Genomic DNA, 20116 nt, shown 5'->3' on the forward strand with positions numbered 1-20116 from the left:
AAGAGTATAGTGATAAAAATTTGAGCCACATTAATAAAAAGATAACTGAGCGTCTGCCTCGTTTAACTCCTGAATTTAAATCGAGCTGTAGGTTATCTCATTGATTTTAATGGCGATTTCCAGTATGTGGCATTGGGCGCCTGTGGACAAGAGCCAAGATGATATAGAGCCAATGGCTTTTGAATAAAACTGTTAGATCTTTTTAGGTGTGTGCAATAAATCAAAGGAGAATTGGCGATGCCTCAATTAAAAACTTATAGACTTTTCATTAGCCATTCATGGGCTTATGGGGATGCATACGAAAAATTGGTGAAATTTTTTGATGAGCACCCGAACTTCAGTTGGGTTGATTACTCCGTTCCTAAGAATGATCCGATCCATAACGCGCCCAATGACAAGGCTCTTTATGAAGCCATAAAGAATCAAATGCCGTTTGTTAACTGTGTTGTAGTACTTGCGGGAGTGTATAGCACATACTCGAAGTGGATAAATAAAGAGATTGAGATCGCGAAATCAGTTTATTCAAAACCACTTGTGGCAATTGAGCCTTGGGGTTCGGAGAAAACATCAAAAATTGTTAAGGATAATGCGGATGCAATTGTAAAGTGGAATAGCTCGTCAATCGTAAGCGCAATCAGACAGCATTCGATATAGGTGGTGTTTATGAGGAAGGCTTTGATAGTTGGGATAGATTTCTATGAAAATATAAATCGACTTCATGGATGTGTGAATGACGCCTATGCTGTAAAAAATGTATTGGAACGACATGGTGATGGATCACCCAATTTTGGAGTAAACACAATAGTAGCGTCGGATCAACGTTCCAAAGTTGAGCGGAGAATACTGAAAGATCTTGTCACGGAATTATTTAAAGATGACGCTGATATTGCGCTTTTTTACTTTTCTGGTCATGGATATATAGAGTCTACAGGAGGATATCTTATTACTTCGGAATGCTCCGATGGAGATGACGGCTTTTCGATGGATGAGCTGTTAACAATAGCTAATTCATCGCCTGCCAAAAACAAAGTAATTGTACTTGATTGCTGTCACTCTGGCGCTGCTGGCAACCCATCTGGCGTATCAGATAAATCATTTCTAAGTGAGGGGGTGACAATTTTGACCGCTTCAGCCAAGAATCAGTATTCGATTGAAAATAATGGCTCTGGTGTTTTTACGTCTCTGTTTGTTGATGCTCTAAATGGTAGCGCTGCAAATCTAGTCGGTGATATCACTCCTGGAAGTGTGTATGCACACATTGATCAATCTCTTGGCCCATGGGAACAAAGACCAATTTTTAAAACAAATGTAAAAAGATTTATTTCCTTGCGTGAAGTGCAGCCGCCCATTGATTTGGAAGATTTACGGAAAATTATAGTGCTTTTCCCGGCTGCGGAGCACGTATTTTCGTTAGACCCCAGTTACGAACCGACATCAGACTCTCCCGAACCAGATAATACAGAGATATTTTCCTTACTCCAAAAATACAATCGCATAAATTTAGTAAAGCCGATCGATGAAGATCACATGTATTTTGCAGCGATGAATTCAACCGGATGTAGATTGACAGTTTTAGGTGCACACTATTGGAATTTGGTAAATAAAAACAGGATCTAACAATCACAAGCACCGGAAAAAACTACGCTTCGCTCCGTTTTTCCGGTGTTGTGGGTGTTATGAGTCGATATGAGAAAAATCGTATTTGTTTTCTTGGTGACACTATTTCCAAACTTAGTTTTTGCTTGTGCCAAAGACAAAGTCGATATTTATAAGTATGTTACCGACTCCAAAATCGCAGCCGCCCCCATTCTGGAAGGCTGCCTAAATATTAATTTTCTGCCAGCTCCAAAGAAAATAGATAAAAATGGACACCCACCAGTTGAAACATTAATGGGAAGACTACTGCATTCTTAGTCCGCTGTTGCCAGAGCTTTGTTTTCGGGCAAGTAGAGCCTGCGTCCTGTGTGGAATTTCGCCAAACAGTTTTGTTGTGGCGCAGCAGTCCTTCGCAGAAGCCGCGATGACGTTTTTCCGTGACAGGAGAAATTTTAAGAGGTGATCGGCGGGGATAGATAGCGCGCACAGTCGCGGATTCCCTGGGCCCAACGTTTTCCGAGTTGTTCGCAGGCAGAGCGCACTGAGTGAGAGGTACCAACCAGAGACTTGAAGCAGATTTCGAAGTTGCGGTTCAGGTAGAGCCAGTGCCGTGGGTCGGCAACAAAAATGGACACCCATCGGCAACAAAAATGGACACCCATCAATTGAAAAATTGGTGGGAAATCTGCTGCATATTCAGCCCACTATTGCCAGAGCTTGCTATACGGACAAGTAGACCCGGAGTCCTGTATGGAATTGCGCCAAACAGCTTTGTTATGGCGCAGCAGTCCTTCGCAGAAGCCCGCGATGTTATTTTTCAAGGAAAGGCAAAATTTTAGGAAGTGATCGGAGGAGATAGATATCGCTCGCAGTCGTGAATACCCTGCGCCCAGCGTTTGCCGAGCGAGGGTGTTCAAAATTCTGTGTCAGCCAAATAGCCTCATAGACTGATGTATTTCTCCAAGCGTTCCGGGAAGTGGATCGCCAGCTGTGACAACGTCAGATTCCAATTCTGGATTGGGTGCGTCCAGCGCTCGGAGGCCTTCAGTATACCGGCGTACAGCAGCTTGAGTAAGCTGTTCTCATTGGCGAAGCCACCTTTGGTTTTGGTCAGTTTTCGAAACTGCCGGTGCACGGCTTCAACGGCGTTTGTGGTGTAAATTGGCTTGCGTACGTATTCCGGATATTTGAAGTAGGCCGATAGTGTGGGCCACTTGCTGCGCCAGGACTTGATCACCATCGGGTATTTGTCGCCCCACTTGGCTTCCAGCTCGTCCAGTGCGCTCTCGGCAGCATTGAGTGTTGCCGCCTTGTAGACACATTTGAGATCCGCCATAAAGGCCTTCTGGTTCTTCGAAGCCACGTACTTCATCGAGTTGCGGATCTGGTGGATCACGCAGTGCTGGATCTCTGTCTTGGGGTAGATACTCTCGATGGCTTCGGGGAAGCCCTGGAGGCCATCCACACAGGCGATCAGGATATCTTTGACCCCGCGGTTGTATAAGTCGGTCAGAACGCTCAGCCAATGGTGTGCGCCTTCCTGGTCGGACAAGTAGAGTCCCAGCAGCTCTTTCTTGCCTTCGATGTTCAGGCCGAGGATGGTGTAAATAGCCTTGCTGATATAGCGGCCGTTTTCCTTGATTTTATAGTGGATAGCGTCGAGCCAGATGATAGGGTAGATAGGCTCCAGGTCGCGCTCACGCCAAGCCTGAAGCTCGGGCAGCAGCTTGTCTGTAACGGCGTTAATGGTGCCGTTGGAGAGTTCCATACCGTAGATTTCGGCAATGTGTGTGCGGATGTCCTGGTAGCTGTTACCGAGGGCAAACAGGGCAATCACTTTGCGCTCCAGTTCGTCGGTAAGCTGCGTCTGATGCTTTTTGACGATCTGCGGTTCGAAGGTGCCGGCACGGTCCCGCGGCGTATCCAGTTCAAAGCTGCCAGCGGAGCTCTTCATGGTCTTAGATGTATGGCCATTCTTTCGGTTGGGCTTGTCCTCGCTTGCGAGGTGCTCCTCCAACTCCGCCCGCATGGCCGCTTCGGTAAGCTGTTTGATCAGTGGGGTCAGGATGCCGTCTTTGCCACTGAGGTCTTTGCCCTCACGCAGTGCCTTGATGGCGGCATCCATATCGAAGGTAGGTTTGGTCATAGGTCATCTCTTTTTTGTTAATGGTAAAGAAATGACACAGAATTCTGAACACTACCTGCCGAGCTGCTCGCAGGCATTGCGCACCGAGTGCGCGGCGCCAACCAAGGACTTGAAGCGACTTTCGAAATTGCGGTTCAGGTAGAGCCAGTGTCGTGGGTCGATCTGCAGCCGCTCGAGAATTGGCGGTAGTTGTTCGTCGATAGCGCCGCGCTTGTCTTCACGAAGGCAACGGCCACTCCAGTCGACCAGCTCCAGATAGTCCTGTAACTGAAACGGCAGTCCCACAGGTATGGACTCTCGTGGATTACCAGCGAAGGGAAAGAGCTGCGGTGGCTGTTTGCCATCCTGAGCTTCTGATATACGCCGTTGTATGGAAGTGTGGTCCGAGGTTTCGGGTGTATCAGCCATTTTGGCTCGGATCGGGTTCAGATCCACATAGGCCATACAGGCAGCCAGGGCCCGCTCGTCGAGCAAAGCCTGAAACTTGAATCTACCTTCCCAAAAGCGACCGGTGCAGCCATCCTCCCGATTGGCTTGCCGGGCAATAGATTCATTGAGCATTCGCATAAACCAACTGATATCCATCAGCCGTGCCCGCCACTCTGTGGCTATCTCCTCCAGCCGGGCCAGTTCTGCAGCGTGCAAGGTTTCGTTGCGAGTAAAACGCTGTGAGAGCGGAGAGCCTTTAAAGAGTTGATGCCAGCGGTCCACCACCTCGCGCAGCGTCCAGGCTTCAGCCTGTGCGGCATTGATATGCAGTACCACATGGTAGTGGTTACTCATGACTGCATAAGCACAGATATCCAGCGCAAATATCTCGGCCAACTCCAACAGCCGATCTTCGATCCACTGCCTTCGGTGCTCGAAGCAGCGCCCGGTGCGCTCATCCTTGCCGCACAGGAATGCACGGCGCACGCAACGGGAGACGCAGTGATAGTAGGGAGTAGCTTCAAGAGAGATCAGGGATTTGCGCGGGCGTCCCATTTTGTTCACTCATTGAACTGTATATATCAACAGCATTTTCTATGACGTAGAGAATATTGCAATATGATTGGCATTGAAAACTTTTTATTTTATGGGTGTCCATGATTCGCGACATATAACACTATGAAATGGAGGGGTTATTCAGACCTTCCCTAGGCTTTTCTAAAGTAATGGGGGTTTATCATGTTTCATAAAAAGCGTATAACAATGCGATTAACAACAGACGCACAAACAGCGTGCGCCCGCTAGCTTAACCGTTAGCCAAAACAAGGAGGTTTCATGTTTAAGAAAAGAAGAAGTATCAAGCTCGGAAAAGGTGTAAGGCTAAACGTCGGCAAAAAAGGTATTACCAGTCTATCTGTCGGCCGAAAAGGCCTTGCAGTCAATGCTGGGAAGAAAGGCGTTAAGGCCACCGTTAATATTCGTGGAACCGGCTTGTCTGCAAGCAAATACATAACGAAATCTAAGTCAAATTTTAAAGAACCGGAAGAGCGAACGAGTAGGATAAAAATGGACACCCACCAATTGAAACATTAATGGGAAGACTACTGCATTCTTAGTCCGCTGTTGCCAGAGCTTTGTTTTCGGGCAAGTAGAGCCTGCGTTTTGTGTGGAATTTCGCCAAACAGTTTTGTTATGGCACAGCAGTCCTTCGCAGAAGCCGCGATGACGTTTTTCCGTGACAGGAGAAATTTTAAGAGGTGATCGGCGGGGAGAGATAGCGCGCGCAGTCGCGGATTCCGTGGGCCCAACGTTTTCCGAGTTGTTCGCAGGCAGAGCGCACTGAGTGGGCGGTACCAACCAGAGACTTGAAGCGGCTTTCGAAGTTGCGGTTCAGGTAGAGCCAGTGTCGTGGGTCGATCTGCAACCGGTCGAGAATCGGCGGCAGTTGTTTGTCGATCGCGCCGCGCTTGTCTTCACGCAGGCAACGTCCGCTCCAGTCCACCAGCTCCAGATAGTCCTGTAACTGAAACGGCAGTCCTATTGGCATAGGTTCTCGTGGGCTACCAGCGAAGGGAAAGAGCTGATGTGGCTGTTTGCCATCCTGAGCTGCCGAAATCCGCCGTTGTATGGAAGTGTCCAGATAAAAATCAGCCGCGCACGCCATTCTGTGACCACCTCCTCCAGCCGGGCCAGTTCCGCAGCGTTCAAGGTTTCGTTATGGGCATAACGTTGGGCGAGTGGAGAGCCTTTACAGAGTTGATGCCATCGGTCCACCACCTCACGCAGCGTCCAGCCTTTAGCTTGTGCTGCATTGATATGCAGTACCACATGGTAGTGGTTGCTCATGACTGCAAAGGCACAGATATCCAATGCAAATACCCCGGCCAGCTCCAATAACCGATCTTCGATTCACTGCCTCCGGTGTTCGAAGCAGCGCCCGGTGCGCTCATCCTTGCCGCACAGGAATGCACGGCGCACACAGCGGGAGACGCAATGATAGTAGGGCGTAGCTTCAAGAGAGATTAGGGATTTGCGCGGGCGTCCCATTTTGGTTATCCATTTATCTGTATGGATAAACAGTATTTTCTATGAGGTAGAGAATGTTGCCATATGATTGGCATTGAAAACTTTTTATTTTATGGGTGTCCATGATTCGCAACCTTCTCACTTGGCGCAAACACAGGATGCTGGTGCTGGGGTTAGGCCTCTGCCCTATCGGCAGAGGCCAGGTTGGTTTTATTGTGGGCTGAATTCAAAGCTATCCGCGTTCCACTCCCAAGTGTTGCTGGTGTTACCCGCGCTGGTAATGCGCAAAGTGTGTGTGCCAGCGGGCAGGGTTACGGCATTAGCAGCGCTGATGGTTGAAAAATGACTCCAACTTCCGGTGGATGGAACGTCCAAATTCAGTAAGGCATTGCCATTTAAGCTGAGCGCCATGGCGGCACCAGTTTCTGGCGTGGCGACGACAGCGCTAAAAATATAATTGCCACCACTGGGAACGGACAGGGTGTATTCGCCGTAATCTCCGCGCTGATTGTAATTAATGGCGGTAACGCCGTTTTGTGTGTAGGTTTGAAAACCATCGTAGGTGCCGCCAGTGCTGGTAAAGTTTTCGGCTTCTAGAGTAATGACCTGAGTCTGTTGGCCGTTGTCATTACCGCCGTCGTTCCCACCGTTGTTCCCTGTGCTGTCACCCACTTTGATCAGGCGAATTTTGTCGCCATTCCACTGCCATGGAGCGCTGCCGCTGCTTTGCACCCGTAGGATATGAGCGCCTGCACCGATCGTCAAATTGTTGCTGAGGCTAAAGGTTTGGTAGTTCTCCCAACCGCCTGTTGCTTGCATTCTGATCTGCCCGATGTAGATGTCGTCAATCTGAAGATCAGCTCCGATACCTGAGGTAACGGTAGAGGCGGTATCCAGCTCCAGCCGATAGTCTCCGGCTTCCGGTATATTGAAGCTGTACTCTGCCCAGTCGCCCAAGGTGTTGAAATTAATGTTGCCGTTACCCGAAGGGTTAAAACCTGTAACAGTGTCACCTGCTACCGCATCGCCTTCTTTGCCAGTGGCGTAAAAGCTGTCAAAGTCAAAACTGACAGTAACATCACTGTCGTCATTATTATCGTCGGCGGGGACGGGTTTGTACACGCGAACCCAGTCTACATAAAACTGGTTTTTACTGCTGTCGGCCAGCTCGGCATCAGTGGCGAGAATGCCGTTGTCAGAGCGCCAGTCCTGATCTTCCGCATCGATAATAATTTGCATGGGCTTGCTCAACCCTGTGCCGTTAGTGTAACCGTAGGGGTCGATCATATCCGTACCGCTCACGGTTCTTACCAGCTGGCCATCAATGTAGTACTCAAGGTGCCAGGGATCGCGCCAGTACACACCCACTCGACTGTATTGTTCGCGCCACAGGCGGCCATCGCTGTACCAAGCGCCCATATCCTGAGGTTGATAATCCTGGAAGGGGTCTCGAATAAAAACGTGGTGGGCCAAATGCATGCGTTCGGCAAACCAGGTTTGGTCCGGGCGGCTGCTGCCGTAAGCTTCGACAATATCAATCTCTTCAGTGGAATCGCTGCTTAGCATCCAGACCGCATTGGCCAACACCTGATCCATAATCTTAACCCGAGTTTCAATGTAAACCGGGTACTGAACACTGTCGTTGGAGTGTATAGCACCGGTATACACTTGATCGGTGTTGGGTTTGCGGGTTGCCTGAATAACTAACTGGCCGTTTTCAACGCGTGAATTCGGGTTGTGATAATCGGTCAGCCCAGGGCCCTGCCAGGCATTGATAAAACCTTCGGCCCAGCGGTCGTAAAATGCCTGGCTTTTGCCGTTGGCCGGGGCGGAATAGTTAAAGTCATCGGAAACATTGTCCTGCAGCTGCCAAATGTTTCCTGCGCCGGCATCTGCGGGAACGGAGAGCCCATCCCAGTCGGCGGCAATGGTGGGGGAGCTGATAGCAAGTGCTGTAAGAGCAGAAGCGAAAAACTTCATAATGACCTCTCTTTTTTGTGGTTTACATTTATCGGATTGTCGATTGTTAACTATTTTATGATGGGCGTGCATTGGAGCATAAACAGGCCATGTGGCCTGTGAACACCGTCACCGACCAACCGCCAAACTGCCCGGCATATTCGTAAGAATGGCGTCAATAACCGCTTTGGGGCCCGAGCGGATTGCTCAAATTGTGGGACGGGGCGGGTGTTTTGGCTAATGCTGGCGAGTTACAAAAAGTCAGAGTAAATATTAGGGGCGTTGGGGCGCTTACTAGGGCCTGTTCACACTAATTTTTGAGAAAATAAAAATGGACACCCATCTATTTAAAAATAGTTGAGAACTCTACTGCATATTCAGTCCACTGTTGCCAGCGCTTGCTATTCGGGTAACAGATTCAGAGAGGTCAATAATTTTTCTGTTCGGAAAAACAGATGCCCCGGCCCCTCCAAGAGGGAGGGGCCTTCGCAGCTGCTTTGAAAAGACTCAGCCGTCGCAGCGCAGCGTGGTGCTCTCCGCACCAGCGGGCACATATTTGATATCCGCCACTGCCAATGACAGGGGCTTTTCGCTCTCGAGCAGCAGACTGCTCTTAACCCGCGAGAAATCCGCGCACTGTTTGGCGAAACACTAGAGTGTCGATGGACATCTCCGCCCATTCATTGACGGGGATTTGCTGCAGAGATTCCAGCAATGACAGGCTGCCGGCACAGTCTGATCCGCAATCCACCGAAGCTTGCACTTCGCCACTGGGTTTCTCATCCAGGCGCAGCTTCAAATCCAGGGTGCCGCCGGATTCCAGATAGCGGCTCATGTCCTGCGGTTTATGCGCTCGCAGGGCCACGCCACCGGAGCACAAACCACGCCCACTGCACCAAGCGAATGAAGTTTATGGACACCCCTAGATTGAGGAGTCATTACATGGGTGTCTATGAATCATTCCCCAGCCAGCGTCAATAGCCGATCTTCTATCCATTACTTCCGATTCTCAAAGCAACGCCCGGTGTGTCCATCGCAGCTACACAGGAATGCGTGGTGCACGCAAGAGAGACGCAACAATAGTAGGGTTTAGTATAGAGAGAAGCCAGTAACTGGCACTGCTGTCTCATTTGGGCCATGCGCATAACTGTATATATAGATAGTCTTGCCTGTGTAGTAATCAGTGTTGCAATATGACTGGCATCGAAAGCTTTTTGTTTTATGGGTGTTCATGAACTGCCTGTTGCGGAGATAGTTATATCAGGCCCGTGTTCAGTAGCCGGTGGCTCTTGTTCACCGATGAGCCGCCGCTAAGTCATTGACTTCAAAGGGTATAGTGATAAACATTTGAGCCACATCAATAAAAAGATAACAGAGCATCTGGCTCGTTTAACTCTTGAATTTAAATCGAGCCGCAGCTTATCTCATTGATTTCAATGGATATTTTCCAGCATGTGGTATTGCACGCCTGGGAACAAGAGCCAGGGTGATATAGAGCCTCTGGCTTTTGAATAAAACTGTTAGCGTAAGCAGATTAAGGAGAAGTCATGGAAGTAACTACAACAATTGAGCTCAGCGATGAGGATCAGCAGGAGCTAGCTCGAATTCTAGATTGCTCGATAGGTGATATCTCAGATTCGCTCTCATCGTATTCGTCAGCCGCGCTGAAAGAGTACGTCTCTATGTTTCTAGGGCAGAAGATCTTTAGGCGTGGATCTGATATCAATGAGTATCGTCTATTCCTCCTCATAACAAATGTCTTCGAGAATAGGATTCCGGATGAACAAGAAGTTTGTCGACTCTTTCAAACTAGCGCTACAGAAAGTCGAGCATTGATCCGGGCAGTAATGTCCAAGTTTCAATATCAACTACGTGACGCTATTGATAACTCTATAAGAAGATCTCTTGACTCTGCTCAGCAAGAAGGTGATACCGGCCCCTATGTGGTAACAATTAACAGCCAAAATGTTGTCGAAGAACTCAACAGAGCGCTTGCATCAATAGATGGAACACTTCAGCAAATAAAGAAAAGGCGGGGTACTGTGTCCACTTTTGAAATATCCCCTGCCGCTTACGCTAGGCTCACGGAACAATTTATACCTAATGAATGAACTTCTGACTGCAGCAAGTGTTCTATTGGCTATAACTGGCGTTCTTTATGCGCTTTGGCATGATGATATCGTTAACGCAATCTCTATGGTCATGCCGCAGCACAAGGAGAACCGAGGGGAGTTCAAAAATAACCTTAAGTCAGTATTGTGGTCCCGTGCGATACCACTATTGCTGGCTACACTTTGCATAATGCTGGTTTATCTTCCACCAAGCATCGGTATTATTGCATCCTCTGTTAAGGGGTACAGCTCTTTTGGGTTCGGGAACTTCCACAACTACGATCCAATTGCTACATCGTTTGTCTTGGTGGAGGTTTTTACCTCAGTTCTAGCCATTCAGAGTATTGTGTATGTTTGGAAGCTTATTTCCAAGTTGCGAGAAAGCGAGCGCTAACAAGGCCAAGCACGGCGACGCCTACTACATTGCGGCTTCACCTCCATTTTGTAGGCGCGCGTGTTGGCGGCGTTAGGGTTCAAAATGAGCGAATTTCGTAATTCTTTTCGGAATGTTGCTGAAGAATTTATGGCTTCGCTGTCTGTGGCAGCCGAAATCAAATCCGAAAAGGACCGAGATGTCCTTCGTATCCCGCCGCAATCGGAAAATGGGTTTCAAGTTGAATTGGAATGCACGGAATACGGGGTATATCCGTCAGCTGAAGGCTGGCACGGTGGTTGTTGGGACGTAACAGTTTGGAAGCCTAAAGATCTAGAGGCTAGTCTGCGGGAATTCTTGAACTCTATAGTTACTGATGCAGAGCTGGAAATATGTTACTCCGGGTCAAAGCCCTATAAGTGGATACTTCGTCATACTTTTGAAGGGCAGCGAGTAGCTGATGAAACCGGGCTTATCTTCTTTAATTGGTTTGGTCGTCGTTCAATTGAAATTAAATGCAATGCGTAGCCATCCCACCCTAACAAGTTGCTGTTGTCGCAGCGCAAAGGGGCACGCTGCTGGGACGCCTACGCTGACGCTCCGACGCCCCAAAGCAAGGCGTTATGTGGGTAGTACCAACGGGCATGATTGAATGGCACAACGCATTGTTATAGGGATATTTTTGACCTCGCTTTTGGTTGCTTCGGTGGCTATGTTTATGGGCCACCAATCCCTAGCCAAATATTTTGCTGCACCTGCTTTAGCTTTTTCTGGCTGGTCTGCTCTGGGCCACCTCGTTACCTTGGATGATGAAGTTCCAGGCGAGTGGTCAAATCCGGAAGGTTCTAAGGCGATATGGAAACGCTCCGTCGTAGAGTTAATCATTAAGATCATGGTTTTTGCGGCCGTAGGCATAGCCTTCTATGTCTAATCACATAACCAGTGCATTAAATTCGTTCCGGCCCGATGGGCCTCCACCGGACGCCCTAGTCGGGCGCCGTTTATGCAAGCGTCATGAGTCAATATGAGAAAAATCGTATTTGTTTTCTTGGTGACACTATTTCCAAACTTAGTTTTTGCTTGTGCCAAAGACAAAGTCGACATTTATAAGTATGTTACCGACTCCAAAATCGCAGACGCCCCCATTCTGGAAGGCTGCCTAAATATTAATTTTTTGCTAGCTCCAAAGTATGTCAATGAAGCTATGTACTTGGCTGGCATAATGGTAAATGTGAAGGATTCATCAGGAGTTCTTATGGCAAGTGTTCCGCTAGCCATTGTCGAGGAGCCTGGATACCAAGTGGCTAATGCTTGCCTTTCGGAATCCGCATTAAAGGCGAGCGAGTTGGAGCTTGTATTCTTGCATAAGGCTCATGCAGAGCTATCTGGTGATGGATATAGTGTTTTGGGAGGTATGGCCTGCAACCATACTGAGATAGTCCGGCTTACCAGTCTGGTAGAAACTCATAACAAAGCCAGGCAGTAAAGTTCCGGGCCTTCGGCCCTCCGCGGGACAGCTTACCTCGTGCACATTTTGCGCAGGTCGCTGCGCTCCCATTTTTGCGCAAAACGAAAAAATTGGACACCCACTAATTGAATAATTGTTGGGACGAGTGATAAAAATAGACACCCACCAATTGAAACATTAATGGGAAGGCTACTGCATTCTTAGTCCGCTGTTGCCAGAGTTTTGTTTTCGGGCAAGTAGAGCCTGCGTCCTGTGTGGAATTTCGCCAAACAGTTTTGTTGTGGCGCAGCAGTCCTTCGCAGAAGCCCGCGATGTTATTTCTCAAGGAAAGGCAAAATTTTGGGAAGTGATCGGAGGAGATAGATATAGCTCGCAGTCGAGAATACCCTGCGCCCAGCGTTTGCCGAGCTGCTGGCAGGCATTACGCACCGAGTGCGCGGCGCCAACCAAGCACTTGAAGCGGCTTTCGAACTTTCGGTTCAGGTAGAACCAGTGTCGTGGGTCGATCTGCAGCCGATCGAGAATTGGTGGTAGTTGTTCATCGATAGCGCCGCGCTTGTCTTCACGCAGGCAACGGCCACTCCAGTCCACCAACTCCAGATAGTCCTGCAACTGGAACGGCAGTCCCACAGGCATAGGTTCTCGCGGATTACCAGCAAAGGGAAAGAGGTGCTGTGGCTGCCTGCCATCCTGAGCTGCCGAAATACGGCGCTGTATGGAAGTGTGGTCTGAGGTTTCGGGCGTATCAGCCATTTTGGCCCGGATAGGGTTCAGATCTACATAGGCCATACAGTCCGCCAGAGCTCGCTCGTCGAGCAGTGCTTGGGATTTGAATCTACCTTCCTAAAAGCGACCGGTACAGCCATCCTCCCGATTGGCTTGTCGGGCAATAGATTCATTGAGCATCCGCATAAACCAGCTGATACCCATTAGCCTTGCTCTCCATTCTGCGGTCACCTCCTCCAGCCGGGCCAGTTCCGTACCGTTCAAGGCTTCGTTACGGGCATAACGTTGGGAAAGAAGAGAACCTTTACAGAGTTGATGCCAGCGATCCACCACCTCGCGTAGCGTTCAGGCTTCAGCTTGTGCTGCATTGATATGCAATACCACGTGGTAGTGGTTGCTCATGACTGCATAAGCACAGATATCCAGCGCAAATACCCCAGCCAGCTCCAATAACCGATCTTCGATCCACTGCCTTCGGTGTTCGAAGCAGCGCCCGGTGCGCTCATCCCTGCCACACAGGAATGCGCGGCGCACGCAGCGAGAGACGTAATGGTAGTAGGGAGTAGCTTCAAGAGAGATTAGGGATTTGCGCGGGCGTCCCATTTTGTTCACTCATTGAACTGTATATATCAACAGCATTTTCTATGAGGTAGAGAATATTGCAATATGATTGGCATTGAAAACTTTTTATTTTATGGATGTCCATGATTCGCGTTATGATTCGCGATATTACAAAGATATCTTTATCCAGCTTGTTCCAGATGATGACTGGTATGTGGAAATAGCTAATCCCGAGGATGTTTGGAAGCATATTTAATTTGGTAATACTCCAATGGTTTTGCGTCGTCCATACGGGGACAAGCTGGTCTACATCTCATTAGAGTGCTCCTGTGATTGGGAACGAGAGCACGGTTTACAAATAGTTTTCAAGCAAGGGCTATATGTAAATAAAATAGGCCCTTTGGACGGCATCTTACAAATTCAGATGCCTATGCGGAAGACAAGCTAGAAAATGTCTTGTATCGCTATCCCGGATTTTTCACGACATCAGATAAAAGAACGGAGGAAAGTCTAATCATCGCTGGTGTTTAAGGCAGTCCGATAATGAATTTCATGCCCCCCTAGATTGAGGAATCATTATATGGGTGTCTATGAATCATTATTTACAGAGTTAATGCCAGCGGTCTACTACCTCTTGCAGCGTCCAGGCTTCAGCTTGTACCGCAATGATATGCAGTACCAGATGGCAGTGGTTGCTCATGACTGCATAAGCAAAGATATCCAGCGCAAATACCCCAGCCAACTCCGATAACCGACCTTCGATTCATTGCTTCTTGAGCTCGAAGCAACGCTCGGTTCGCTCATCCTGGCCGCACAGGAACGCGCGGTGCACGCGGCGGGAGACGCAATGGTAGTAGAGCGTAGCTTCGAGAGAAGTCCGGGATTTGCACTAACGTCTCATTTTGACTGTTTATCTAACTGTATGGGAGGAAAGTGTTTTCTATGAGGTAAGATATGTTGCAATATGATTGGCGTCGAAAGCTTTTGTTTTATGGGTGTTCATGAACTGCCTGTTGCGGAGATAGTTATATCAAGCCCGTGCTCATTAGCCGGTAGCTCTTGTTCACCGATGAGCCGCCACTTAGTTGTTGACTTTAAAGTGGATAGTGATAAAAATTTGAGCCACATAGAAAAAAGGTAAATGAGCATCTGGCTCGTTTAACTCCTGAATTTAAATCGAGCTGTAGGTTATCTCATTGATTTCAATGACGATTTTCCAGCATGTGGCATTGTGCGCCTGTAAACAAGAGCCAGGATGATATAAAGCCACTGGCTTGTGAATAAAACTGTTAGCCGGACAAGCAATATGGACCTATTTGACCTAAACGATCCAAAAGATCTATATCGCATTATTCTCGAGGTTTACGAGGAATATATTCGGTATCCAACTTAACGGGGTTTCCTATTTCTTACGCTTGGCCTTACCCATCTGCGTGAATGGATATCGGAGTCGAGTTACGAAGAAATCAAGTGCAAGGAAAGAGCCGGACAAGCTTTGACAGATGGAGAGCGATTCTTCGTTGAAATATACTCGATGCCATCGTTTCGTATAATTCAAGAATTGTGCAATCGGGGAAAACACCACATTACGTCCGGAACACAGGGATCGACATCTAAGGCAGAAGGGCTCCGAGCGGGCCTGGGAAGAGCCGGGGATAGCCTAGGCCAATTGTACTTCTTAATTGACGGTCGAGATTCTCGAGATTACTTCATTGATCTTATTCAGAAATACAATGAGTGGTTTGACCATCACGGCTAACAATCGCAGGCAATCCGACGGCTTTTCCATTGCGCCTGTGGCTTCACTACAAAGCCGCGGTTGCTGCAGACGTTAGGCATATAAGACTCAAACTCGCAAAAAAGGAAAATATCATGAAAGCATTAGCTATAGTCGCATTAGTCTTTGGGGCATTGTCCATTTTCATTCCAGTCGGAGGTGTATTCATAGCTATGCTATGCAGCGTCATGGCGATGATTTCGTTCAGATCTCAGCCTACCCTGTCCGGGATTACCTTCGGAATTAATATCATTAATACTGCCTTTCTCAGTCCAAGCATTATGCTGTCTGATGCCGCCTCATCAGGAGCAATAGACCTCGGAACTGCTTCTTCAGCACCAACTGAAGCAGGCGAGATATACTGGTTCTATGTTGGTTTTAATCTTGCCCTATTTGTAATAGCTGTCGGTTGGCGCCTTATAAGAGGTGCTGTAAAACAATCGACATCAACAGAGGCAGCGTAATTGCGTAAAAAGTCAATCAACTTCGCGCCTACGGCGCCGGACGAAGCAAAGCTGCGCCGGTTATTGAGGCGTTATTCTGGAACCGCTTAAAGCAATCGGAAATAGGATATTTTTATGAGCAAAGTGTATGGAGTGTTTTTTACGAGAACAGGAAACATTCTTTTCGGCTTTGGAGGTAAGTCTAGCGGTAATAATCGAAAAGGTGCGCACCTCCCTGGAGGGAGCGCAAAGGGGAAGAAAAAAGCGCAAACGATAACTACATATAAAATTCGAAAAACATTATTAGACGAACTGGGAGAAGAGTTTGGCGCGAGTGCCAAAGAAAAACTTGAGATCGAGATAGATCGCTATAATGCGATACCATTTAGCAAAATATTAGATGGCCACATGGTGTATATTGTTTTGTGTGAAATATCTAGTGAAACTGAAAGAGAATGTTGTGGCACAGTTAGAGATGCTGAAAAACCTGTAAGTTACTACGATGAGCCTTTTAGTGAGATTAGATCCTTGCACATTCTTGATGCCTATAATAACGAGATAGACATCGAGCAAACATGGTTCAAGGCCGCTTTAGAAGTTCTAGATATGTATCATTTTAACGGTGCTTGTATACAGACAAAAAGATATGCATAACAATTTGTCCAGCCGACCCATAAACCTACGCAGCTTTTGTGCGTTACGTTACGCTTCACTTTAGCACAAAATCTACTCCGGTTTATGGACGCCTGACAAAGGTGTTATGCGCTAATGGAGCAAACATGGAAGACTTAAATGTAAGATTGGAGAAAGGGCGAATAGAAGGGCTAGTTTCTCGCTATATCAATGCTGAGGTGGTAATCACCAACGATCACTCAAAGACTAAAGGAAAATTGTCCATGGCTGAATGGTCAAGCTCCTCGGATGCCGCAAGAATCACATTTAAACAAACTATTACGAAGCCGGAAATCGAGGATCACATCTTAGCTCTACAAATGCGTGGAATCCAAGAGGATATTGATGATCTAGTTAATTACGCTAGTGACATTAACAGCGAAATTGAGTTTCTAGAACACTTAGCACTTCACGAAATTGCTCACATAAAAAATAACTTTAGTCAAGATAAAGAAACAGCTTGTGATTTGTGGGCAATGAGAGAGCACAAAGCAATCCGTGCATAACAAGCAACTGTGGTTCAAACGCTAGCGAAATAATGGACATCCACCAATCAAAAAATTGACGGGAAGGCTAGTGCATATTCAGCCCGCTGTTGCCAGAGCTTTACATTCGGGTAAGTAGGGTCGGCGCCCTGTGTGGAATTGCGCCAAATAGATTTATTGGTGCGTAACATCAGCTTTGCTGAAGCCCGCGATTGTGTTTTTCAAAGAAAGAAAAAACTTTAAGAAGTAATCGGCGGGGATAGGTAGCGCTCTGACCTGCTCCCCACTTTCTAGTCCACTTCAATCCTAGTAATGTTCATCACCAATGAGGACGATGAACATGAAGAAACGTTTTACTGAAGAACAGATTATCCCAATCTTGAAGGAAGCTGAGGCCGGTATCCCGGTGAAAGAGCTTTGCCGCAAGTACAGTATTTCGGATGCCACTTTTTACACCTGGCGTAAGAAGTATGGAGGTCTGGAGGTATCTGAGGCCCGGCGGCTCAAGGCCTTGGAACAGGAGAATGCCCGCCTTAAGAAGCTGCTGGCGGAGTCTCTATTGGATCAGGAAGCATTGAAGGCTGCCCTTAAGGGAAAGTACTAACCGTCGGCAACAAGCGCGAGGCCGTACAAATCATGCGGTCGGAAACGACTATCTCAGAACGTAGGGCCTGTTCGCTCGTCGGGTTATCTCGCGCGTCCATGCGATACCAGTCCAAAAAGGCTACAGAGTCTGAACTGGCTGAACGTATCAAGGAAATAGCACTCGAGCGACGGCGATTCGGCTACCGGCGAGTGCACCAGATGCTGCGTCGGGAAGGGCTGAAAGTGAACCATAAGAAGGTCTATCGGTTATATCACGAGGCGGGACTAGCCGTCCGCAAACGTAGGCGTCGCAAGGGCGTTATGGTTGAGCGACAGCCTCTATCGCTACCGGAAACCCCGAACCATACGTGGTCGATGGACTTCGTGATGGATGCTCTGGCCAATGGCCGTCGTATCAAGTGTCTGACCATTGTCGATGATTTCACCAAGGAGTGTCTCGATATTCAGGTAGCCAGCGGGATATCTGGAGAGCAGGTGGTGAGGAGTTTGGATGCCATAGCGGCCTTCCGTGGTTATCCCAAAGCCATCAGGACAGATCAAGGGCCGGAGTTTACCGGCAAAGCGCTTGATCAGTGGGCCTATCGCAACGGGGTTGAGCTAAAGTTGATCCAGCCAGGGAGGCCGACACAAAACGGATATATCGAGAGTTTCAACGGCAAATTTCGGGATGAATGTCTCAATGAGCACTGGTTTCGGGACTTGGCTCATGCTCGGGGGCTGATCAGCCAGTGGCGGCAAGACTACAACGAGCAGCGGCCACACTCATCGCTGGGCTATCAGACACCGGCGGAATTTGCTGCAGCGTTCAGGTCGCACAAAAAAGAATCTATCAACACGAACATTACTAACACGAGGTTGGATTAAAAATTGGGGGCAGGTCACAAGCGCCAGCAAAAATATTTAGTACGCCCACTCCTGGCCATCCCGTACCACTGCATTAAGAATCGTCAAAAACTTCCTCATTGCGTATGGGTATCCATGAACTAAACTACGGTACCGGCTCAGCACTCAAGGCGCAGGCAACCGGGCCGGGATAAAGTCCGCTTCAAAGTGCCCGATAGGTAAAATTACGTAAGCGGATACTCCCGTTTCCACTGCTATAGAGGCCGATGCGCAAACTCAGGAAACCTCCAAAAACATTGTGGTGAATGCCCGAGACTTCCATGCGGTGACCGTGCAGAATCCAGGTTCGGCCTTCGTCGCGGGAATAGTGATAGGTCACAATATGATTGTCATTGGTAAGACGAATACGCAGACTGGAAGCCTTTGACGGCTGGCGCAGCCAGCGCTGTTCCTCAGCGTACTGGAAGGTCTTGAGGTGGTCGCGGGAAAAACCGAGTCCGACAAACGCCTTGTGGTTGTAAAACAACAGCAGTCCGCCCTCAGTGTCCTCTTCCTCACCGAGAAGGTCGACAGTGACTTCCGCCTCGTAGGCGCGGTCACCGACGACACAGATCAGCGGTGCGCTGTCCGCCGGTGACCTACCTCGCGCAGCAAAGCGCAGACCTTTTTTTTCATAACGGATTCGCTGTAACTCGTCCGCCGCCGGGTTGTGAAAACACCACTGCAGGCCGAAGCGGTTTTCGCTGAAATCATCCGACAGAGCAAAGCCCGCTGATCCAGGCCGCTTTCCGCCGCCCACAGGCATCCGCAGCGGTATGGAAAGGTCCCCACCTTTGGCCCGCAGCCAACCGTCGTCGGTCCACTCGATTGGCTCCAGCAATACCTGCCTGCCAAGCGTGCGGAATCCGTTTTCATATCCGTGATAGACCATCCACCAGTCCCCCGCTGGCCCCTCCACCAGAGTCGCATGGCCCCGTGACCACCAGAGTTCGTCTGCACTGGTGGTGCGCACCAGTGGGTTGTGCGGACAGTGCTCCCAAGGGCCGTGAATGGATTTGGAGCGGGCGGCGATCACCATATGCCCGGTGGGAGGACCGGCGGTGCCTCCCACCGCTGTGATGAGATAGAACCAGCCACCGCGGCGCAGCAGCTTTGGCCCCTCCGGGGCAAAATTCTCCACCACCCAGTGGTCGGGATAGCGCCAGGGATCATAGGCGGTTTCCAGTTCCCCATCGGCGGAGAGACCATCGTGAGAAAGCCGCACCTTGCGGATACCGTTCACAAACAGATAGCGGCGACCGTCTTCTCCCACCACATGACCGGGATCGATACAACCGGGTATTTTTAAATCGATCGGTTCGCTCCAGGGACCGCGGATATCGTCCGCCCAGATAACATAGATGGACCAGCCACGCCCATCCGCCACTGCGGGGATGTATATGTAGTAACGGTCGCCATACTTGCACAGATCCACGGCGAAAACGTTACCAATGGGTTTAAACAGCGCCGGGCCAATGGGAATCCAGTTCACCAGATCGGTGGAGTGCCAGATAACCAGGCCGGGATAGGATTTGAAGGAGGTGAAGGTCATGTAGTAGTCGCGCCCGTCCTTCAGAATAGTGGGATCTGGGCGGTCGCCAGGAAGGATCGGGTTCAAAAAGTACCCGTTGCCAAAATCCGCCTTACGCTGGCCCCCTATCCCCCTAGCCCACATAGGTTGCTGGGTCCCGGAAGACTGCGGGCGCTCGCCGCATTGATCAGCCCTGGCCCGTCCGCCGAGGAAAGGAGCGGATGCGGCCCCCGCGATCAATGTCTTAAACAGGTTGCGACGGGAATCATCTACCATCGGTTATCTGCCCCATACCCCCCTCAGCTCGCCCCCTTTCCCGCTTGCGG

27 protein-coding genes are annotated in these 20116 nt (G+C 49.1%); 15 read left to right on the forward strand and 12 right to left on the reverse strand.

Annotated features, from left to right (window positions below; translation table 11 throughout):
* Nucleotides 1-237: 237 nt before the first annotated feature.
* The 4 genes from A3224_RS13485 to A3224_RS17345 all read left to right on the forward strand — a co-directional run bounded on the left by A3224_RS13485 (nucleotide 238) and on the right by A3224_RS17345 (nucleotide 2435).
* Entirely contained in the window at nucleotides 238-654 is a 417-nt protein-coding gene (locus tag A3224_RS13485; RefSeq protein WP_067155663.1) for a TIR domain-containing protein, read from the forward strand.
* A gap of 9 nt (nucleotides 655-663) precedes the next feature.
* Nucleotides 664-1617: a caspase family protein gene (locus A3224_RS16660; RefSeq protein WP_082817630.1), complete on the forward strand. Its 954-nt coding sequence runs from the start codon at nucleotides 664-666 to the stop codon at nucleotides 1615-1617.
* Between the two features lie 69 nt (nucleotides 1618-1686).
* Nucleotides 1687-1914: a hypothetical protein gene (locus tag A3224_RS16995; protein ID WP_156481498.1), complete on the forward strand. Its 228-nt coding sequence runs from the start codon at nucleotides 1687-1689 to the stop codon at nucleotides 1912-1914.
* A 227-nt stretch (nucleotides 1915-2141) separates the two neighbouring features.
* Nucleotides 2142-2435 carry a hypothetical protein gene (locus A3224_RS17345; RefSeq protein ID WP_156481499.1) on the forward strand — a complete coding sequence of 98 codons (294 nt, stop codon included), beginning with the start codon at nucleotides 2142-2144 and terminating at the stop codon, nucleotides 2433-2435.
* Nucleotides 2436-2536: 101 nt separating this feature from the next.
* On the opposite strand, the gene A3224_RS13490 is transcribed toward A3224_RS17345, so the two are convergent.
* Nucleotides 2537-3742: an IS256 family transposase gene (locus A3224_RS13490; protein ID WP_067153116.1), complete on the reverse strand. Its 1206-nt coding sequence runs from the start codon at nucleotides 3740-3742 to the stop codon at nucleotides 2537-2539.
* A 51-nt stretch (nucleotides 3743-3793) separates the two neighbouring features.
* Nucleotides 3794-4726 carry a transposase gene (locus A3224_RS13495; protein WP_067155666.1) on the reverse strand — a complete coding sequence of 311 codons (933 nt, stop codon included), beginning with the start codon at nucleotides 4724-4726 and terminating at the stop codon, nucleotides 3794-3796.
* Nucleotides 4727-5005: 279 nt separating this feature from the next.
* On the opposite strand from A3224_RS13495, the gene A3224_RS13500 reads away from it, so the two are divergent.
* Entirely contained in the window at nucleotides 5006-5263 is a 258-nt protein-coding gene (locus A3224_RS13500; RefSeq protein WP_067155667.1) for a DUF4236 domain-containing protein, read from the forward strand.
* A gap of 157 nt (nucleotides 5264-5420) precedes the next feature.
* Here A3224_RS13500 and A3224_RS17350 read toward each other — a convergent pair whose 3' ends face one another.
* From A3224_RS17350 to A3224_RS13520, 5 genes are all read right to left on the reverse strand, one after another.
* On the reverse strand, nucleotides 5421-5717 hold the full coding sequence (locus A3224_RS17350; RefSeq protein ID WP_067155670.1) for a hypothetical protein: 297 nt from the start codon (nucleotides 5715-5717) through the stop codon (nucleotides 5421-5423).
* On the reverse strand, nucleotides 5708-6064 hold the full coding sequence (locus A3224_RS17355) for a hypothetical protein (RefSeq protein ID WP_067155672.1): 357 nt from the start codon (nucleotides 6062-6064) through the stop codon (nucleotides 5708-5710). The genes A3224_RS17350 and A3224_RS17355 overlap by 10 nt, the downstream gene beginning before the upstream one ends.
* Before the next feature lie 15 nt (nucleotides 6065-6079).
* Nucleotides 6080-6217, reverse strand: a complete 138-nt coding sequence (locus tag A3224_RS17360) for a hypothetical protein (RefSeq protein WP_231902395.1) — start codon at nucleotides 6215-6217, stop codon at nucleotides 6080-6082.
* Nucleotides 6218-6406: 189 nt separating this feature from the next.
* Nucleotides 6407-8176, reverse strand: a complete 1770-nt coding sequence (locus A3224_RS13515) for a carbohydrate-binding protein (RefSeq protein ID WP_067155675.1) — start codon at nucleotides 8174-8176, stop codon at nucleotides 6407-6409.
* A gap of 592 nt (nucleotides 8177-8768) precedes the next feature.
* Nucleotides 8769-8990, reverse strand: coding sequence for a putative glycoside hydrolase (locus tag A3224_RS13520; protein WP_067155677.1), 222 nt, complete (start codon nucleotides 8988-8990; stop codon nucleotides 8769-8771).
* A gap of 712 nt (nucleotides 8991-9702) precedes the next feature.
* Here A3224_RS13520 and A3224_RS13525 point away from each other — a divergent pair.
* The 5 genes from A3224_RS13525 (at nucleotide 9703) to A3224_RS13540 (ending at nucleotide 12125) form a co-directional block, all read left to right on the forward strand.
* Entirely contained in the window at nucleotides 9703-10266 is a 564-nt protein-coding gene (locus tag A3224_RS13525) for a hypothetical protein (protein WP_067155681.1), read from the forward strand.
* Nucleotides 10259-10660, forward strand: coding sequence for a hypothetical protein (locus tag A3224_RS13530; RefSeq protein WP_067155684.1), 402 nt, complete (start codon nucleotides 10259-10261; stop codon nucleotides 10658-10660). The genes A3224_RS13525 and A3224_RS13530 overlap by 8 nt, the downstream gene beginning before the upstream one ends.
* Nucleotides 10661-10744: 84 nt before the next feature.
* Entirely contained in the window at nucleotides 10745-11167 is a 423-nt protein-coding gene (locus tag A3224_RS17005; RefSeq protein ID WP_156481500.1) for a hypothetical protein, read from the forward strand.
* 124 nt (nucleotides 11168-11291) lie between these two features.
* Nucleotides 11292-11570: a hypothetical protein gene (locus tag A3224_RS13535; protein ID WP_067155688.1), complete on the forward strand. Its 279-nt coding sequence runs from the start codon at nucleotides 11292-11294 to the stop codon at nucleotides 11568-11570.
* 93 nt (nucleotides 11571-11663) lie between these two features.
* Nucleotides 11664-12125, forward strand: coding sequence for a hypothetical protein (locus A3224_RS13540; protein WP_067155691.1), 462 nt, complete (start codon nucleotides 11664-11666; stop codon nucleotides 12123-12125).
* Nucleotides 12126-12428: 303 nt separating this feature from the next.
* Here A3224_RS13540 and A3224_RS17565 read toward each other — a convergent pair whose 3' ends face one another.
* The 3 genes from A3224_RS17565 to A3224_RS17575 are packed head-to-tail and all read right to left on the reverse strand — an operon-like array spanning nucleotide 12429 to nucleotide 13436.
* Nucleotides 12429-12896 (reverse strand): hypothetical protein, encoded by a 468-nt coding sequence (locus A3224_RS17565; protein WP_331709191.1) that lies wholly within the window; start codon nucleotides 12894-12896, stop codon nucleotides 12429-12431.
* 54 nt (nucleotides 12897-12950) lie between these two features.
* Nucleotides 12951-13163, reverse strand: coding sequence for a hypothetical protein (locus tag A3224_RS17570; RefSeq protein ID WP_331709192.1), 213 nt, complete (start codon nucleotides 13161-13163; stop codon nucleotides 12951-12953).
* A gap of 15 nt (nucleotides 13164-13178) precedes the next feature.
* The gene (locus A3224_RS17575) at nucleotides 13179-13436 is read right to left on the reverse strand and encodes a hypothetical protein (RefSeq protein WP_331709193.1); all 258 of its coding nucleotides are present in this window, start codon (nucleotides 13434-13436) and stop codon (nucleotides 13179-13181) included.
* Between the two features lie 229 nt (nucleotides 13437-13665).
* Between A3224_RS17575 and A3224_RS17680 the strand changes: the two genes are divergently transcribed.
* On the forward strand, nucleotides 13666-13842 hold the full coding sequence (locus A3224_RS17680; RefSeq protein WP_407939254.1) for a DUF6985 domain-containing protein: 177 nt from the start codon (nucleotides 13666-13668) through the stop codon (nucleotides 13840-13842).
* Between the two features lie 162 nt (nucleotides 13843-14004).
* Here A3224_RS17680 and A3224_RS17440 read toward each other — a convergent pair whose 3' ends face one another.
* Nucleotides 14005-14136, reverse strand: a complete 132-nt coding sequence (locus A3224_RS17440; RefSeq protein WP_269454573.1) for a hypothetical protein — start codon at nucleotides 14134-14136, stop codon at nucleotides 14005-14007.
* Nucleotides 14137-15266: 1130 nt separating this feature from the next.
* On the opposite strand from A3224_RS17440, the gene A3224_RS17165 reads away from it, so the two are divergent.
* The 4 genes from A3224_RS17165 (at nucleotide 15267) to A3224_RS13570 (ending at nucleotide 18241) form a co-directional block, all read left to right on the forward strand.
* Nucleotides 15267-15635: a hypothetical protein gene (locus A3224_RS17165; protein WP_197462996.1), complete on the forward strand. Its 369-nt coding sequence runs from the start codon at nucleotides 15267-15269 to the stop codon at nucleotides 15633-15635.
* Between the two features lie 114 nt (nucleotides 15636-15749).
* Complete coding sequence (locus A3224_RS13555) at nucleotides 15750-16268, forward strand: hypothetical protein (RefSeq protein WP_067155694.1); 519 nt, start codon at nucleotides 15750-15752, stop codon at nucleotides 16266-16268.
* A gap of 125 nt (nucleotides 16269-16393) precedes the next feature.
* On the forward strand, nucleotides 16394-16792 hold the full coding sequence (locus tag A3224_RS13560; protein WP_067155697.1) for a hypothetical protein: 399 nt from the start codon (nucleotides 16394-16396) through the stop codon (nucleotides 16790-16792).
* Between the two features lie 319 nt (nucleotides 16793-17111).
* A protein-coding gene (locus A3224_RS13570) for an IS3 family transposase (RefSeq protein WP_407939252.1) occupies nucleotides 17112-18241 on the forward strand; the annotation gives its coding sequence in 2 pieces (ribosomal slippage) (nucleotides 17112-17370 and nucleotides 17370-18241; 1131 coding nt in all).
* Between the two features lie 181 nt (nucleotides 18242-18422).
* Here the strand turns inward: A3224_RS13570 and A3224_RS13575 are convergent.
* Nucleotides 18423-20066: a family 43 glycosylhydrolase gene (locus A3224_RS13575; protein WP_067155700.1), complete on the reverse strand. Its 1644-nt coding sequence runs from the start codon at nucleotides 20064-20066 to the stop codon at nucleotides 18423-18425.
* Nucleotides 20067-20116 lie beyond the last annotated feature (50 nt).

It is taken from the genome of Microbulbifer thermotolerans (genome assembly GCF_001617625.1).
Taxonomy (GTDB): domain Bacteria; phylum Pseudomonadota; class Gammaproteobacteria; order Pseudomonadales; family Cellvibrionaceae; genus Microbulbifer; species Microbulbifer thermotolerans.